Origin of the sequence: Rahnella bruchi (assembly GCF_003614975.1) — a bacterium.
Lineage (GTDB): Bacteria > Pseudomonadota > Gammaproteobacteria > Enterobacterales > Enterobacteriaceae > Rahnella > Rahnella bruchi.
The window spans coordinates 1-1267 of the sequence record NZ_QZWI01000050.1; the positions used below are offsets into that span (position 1 = coordinate 1).

Consider the following 1267-nt stretch of genomic DNA (forward strand, 5'->3'; position numbering starts at 1 on the left):
TGAACTGCACCCCAAAAGTTGGACACTAACTGAGTAAGGTGCAATTTATGGGCAAGCCCAATTACACACTGGAATTCCGTATTGCTGTCGTGAAGTATTACCTCTCCGGCCAGGGCGGAATAAAAAGGACCGCTGCACATTTTGGTCTCCACAAATCCACCGTTAGTCACTGGGTAGCCTCATGGCAGCTGCACGGTATCGATGGTATCACCTGGCAAGTCGCCGGTTACACGCCAGCCTTTAAGCTTAACGTGGTAAAAACCCTGCATAAAGAGCATCTTTCATTTCGTGAGGCGGCAGTCCGGTTCAACATATCCGATAATAAAGTGGTGAAGCGCTGGTTTGAAGCTTATGAAGCTGCCGGTGAAGCCGGACTGCAGAAGAGGAAACGACAACTCGTGAAAACGAAAAACATCCCTATACAGGCGACGCAACCGCAGGTGAGCGCAGCAAAACCTGCTGAGGAGCTCACCCATGACGAATTGCTGGCCGAGTTGCGGTATCGGCGTGCGGAGGTCGACTACTTTAAGAAGCTGAAAGCCCTGGCTCAGCAAAAGAAAAAGCTGAAATAATCAGTGAGCTGAGGGGCGTCCATGCCTTACACGATCTGCTGGCCGCCGCCGGAATGGCCCGCAGTACCTGGTATTACCAGCAGTCGGTGCGCAAGCGACCGGATAAGTACGCAAACATAAAGAGAAAAATCAGCCAGATATATCAGCGTCATAAAGGATGCTATGGATACAGGTGGATCACAGCGGCTCTCACCAGAGAGCACGAACGAGTGAATCACAAAACGATGCAGCGGCTGATGAGCGAGCAGTCGCTGAAAGCGGTGATCCGGGTGAAAAAATACCGTTCCTGGAAGGGTGAGCAGGGAAAAAACGCCGCCAATGTTCTGCAGCGAAACTTTACGGCCACACGGCCGAACGAAAAGTGGGTGACGGACGTTACGGAGTTCGCCGTGGCGGGACAGAAGCTGTATCTGTCACCGATTATCGATCTGTTTAACGGAGAAGTTATCTCATATGTGATGTCGGAGCGCCCCGTGATGAGCATGGTCAGCACGATGCTGAAGAAGGCGCTGTCAACGCTGCGCCCCGGAGATAAGCCGGTTTTACACTCAGACCAGGGCTGGCAATATCAGATGCAGCGCTGGCAGGAACAACTGAAAGCGCATGGTCTCAGGCAGAGCATGTCCCGTAGAGGAAACTGCCTGGATAATGCTGTGGCGGAGAGCTTCTTCGGGACGCTGAAATCAGAATGCTTT

The 1267-nt window shown here is 52.3% G+C and carries 1 protein-coding gene and 1 pseudogene; both read left to right on the forward strand.

Going from position 1 to position 1267, the window contains the following annotated elements:
- Nucleotides 1-47 precede the first annotated feature (47 nt).
- Nucleotides 48-572 carry a helix-turn-helix domain-containing protein gene (locus tag D5398_RS25285; RefSeq protein ID WP_120510029.1) on the forward strand — a complete coding sequence of 175 codons (525 nt, stop codon included), beginning with the start codon at nt 48-50 and terminating at the stop codon, nt 570-572.
- Nucleotides 569-1267 (forward strand): annotated as a pseudogene (locus D5398_RS25290) (IS3 family transposase); the annotation flags it as partial. The gene D5398_RS25285 and the pseudogene D5398_RS25290, both read left to right, overlap by 4 nt.

Excerpts from the sequence above, each read along its gene's own strand:
- D5398_RS25285 (WP_120510029.1), top strand. The coding sequence starts at position 48 with ATGGGCAAGCCCAATTACACACTGGAATTCCGTATTGCTGTCGTGAAG.